This window comes from Streptomyces sp. GESEQ-35, assembly GCF_017948485.1.
Classification (GTDB): Bacteria; Actinomycetota; Actinomycetes; order Streptomycetales; family Streptomycetaceae; genus Streptomyces.
Map to the genome: position 1 here is coordinate 1 of NZ_JAFFSX010000071.1, position 2,252 is coordinate 2,252.

Consider the following 2,252-nt stretch of genomic DNA (forward strand, 5'->3'; position numbering starts at 1 on the left):
TTGAGGTGTTGGGCGAAGACCGGGGAGTGCTGGTAGAGGTGCGCGCCCATGCCGGCCCATTGTGAGCCCTGGCCGGGGAACACGAACACCGTCTTGCCGCCGAGTACGCTGCCGGTGACCAGGGCCGGGTGCGGCCGGTCCGCGGCCAGCGCCTCCAGCCCCGCCAGCAGGTCGCCGGCCGTCTCACCCACGACCGCGGCCCGCTCCTCGAACTGCGTACGCCCACGGGTTAGCGTACGGGCCACCGCGGCCGCATCCACCTCCTCACCACCGGTCTCACGGATGTGCGCGGCCAGCCGTTCGGCCTGCACCCGCAGCGCGGCGGGGGTCTTCGCCGACACCGGCCACACCACCGGCAGACCAGAATCCTGTGATGGCTGCCCAGCCTCCTGCACCGGCTCCTCGGCGGGTGCCTGCTCCAGAATCACGTGCGCGTTGGTGCCGCTGATCCCGAACGAGGACACCCCGGCCCGGCGCGGGCGCCCGGCCTGCGGCCAGTCGCGGGCCTCGGTCAGCAGCCGTACCTGCCCGGCCTCCCAGTCCACATGCGGCGTCGGCTCGTCCACATGAAGCGTCCGGGGCAGCACCCCGTGCCGCATCGACTCCACCATCTTGATCACACCCGCCACACCCGCAGCAGCGAGGGTATGGCCGACGTTCGACTTCAACGAGCCCAGCCACAGGGGTTGTTCGGCGTCCCGGCCCTGGCCGTAGGTCGCGAGCAGTGCCTGCGCCTCGATCGGGTCACCCAGCGAGGTGCCCGTGCCATGCGCCTCCACCGCATCCACGTCGGCGGGAGTCAGCCGCGCGCTGTCCAGCGCCTGCCGGATCACCCGCTCCTGCGACGGACCGTTCGGCGCGGTCAGACCGTTACTCGCACCGTCCTGATTGACAGCCGAACCCCGCACCACCGCCAGCACCCGGTGCCCCCGCCGCCGAGCATCCGACAGCCGCTCCAGAACCAGAACACCCACGCCCTCGCCCCACCCGGTACCGTCGGCTGCGGCCGCGAAGGCCTTGCAGCGGCCGTCGAGGGCGAGCCCCCGCTGGCGGCTGAACTCGATGAAGTTCGTCGGGCCCGACATGATCGTGGCACCGCCGACGACCGCGCGGGAGCACTCGCCGTTGCGCAGGGCCTGGGCGGCCAGGTGCAGGGCGACCAGCGACGACGAGCACGCCGTGTCCACCGTCACCGCCGGACCCTCCAGACCCAGCGTGTAGGCCAGCCGACCCGAGGCGACACTCGTGGTGTTGCCCGTCGAGATGTAGCCCTCGTATCCCTCGGGGATCTCCTGGAGGCGCGAGGTGTAGTCGCCGAAGATGACGCCCGCGAAGACGCCCGTGTCGCTGCCACGCACCGAAGTGGGGTCGATGCCGGCGTGCTCGAACGCCTCCCAGGCGGCTTCGAGCAGCAGTCGCTGCTGAGGATCGGTGGCTACGGCTTCGCGCGGGTTGATGCCGAAGAAGGCTGCGTCGAACCCGTCCACCCCATCAATGAACCCGCCCTCACGGACGTAGGACTTGCCGGGTGTGTTCGGGTCCGGATCGTAGAGGCTGTCGAGGTCCCAGCCCCGGTTCGTCGGGAACGGCGAGATGGTGTCCGTGCCCTCGTCCAGCAGATGCCAGAGACCGTCGGGGGAGGTGACGCCTCCAGGCAGTCTGCAGCTCATCCCCACGATCACCACCGGGTCGGTGTCGGTGTCGGTGTCGGTGGCACGCTCGAGGGCCTTGGAACTGGTGGCCGCGCCCGGTGCGGGGAAGTTGTCGCCGACCAGTTCGCGCCGCAGGTGGGCGGTGAGGGCGGCGGGTGTCGGATGGTCGAAGACGAGGGTCGCGGGCAGGCGCAGGCCGGTCGTGGCATTCATGCGGTTGCGGAGTTCGACGGCCGTGAGCGAGTCGAAGCCCAGGTCCTTGAAGGCGCGGCCGGGTTCGAGAGAACTGCCCGCGCCATGACCGAGGACTGCGACGACCTCGTCGCGGACGATGCCGTGCAGGAGGCGGCCCTGCTCCTCGGAGCTGAGGCGTGCGAGCCGTTCTGTGAGAGACGCGGCTCCGGCAGCCGTTGCTCCGGCGGCCGCGCGGCGCCCGCTCCGGCCGCCGCCTCGGACCAACGAGCGTAGAACAGAGGGAAGTTGGCCGGAGTCCAGCCGCTGCTTGAGGGCGTTCCTGTCCAGTCGTGTCAGGACAACGTCGCTCCTGCCGGACAGGAGCGCGGCATCGAAAAGCGCCAGACCGTCGTCGACGGTGAGCAG

1 protein-coding gene is annotated in these 2,252 nt (G+C 70.8%); it reads right to left on the bottom strand.

What is annotated here, in order from left to right:
* Positions 1-2,252 (bottom strand): type I polyketide synthase (locus tag KCH87_RS48360; RefSeq protein WP_247197937.1); only part of this gene is annotated, 2,252 nt, incomplete at both ends.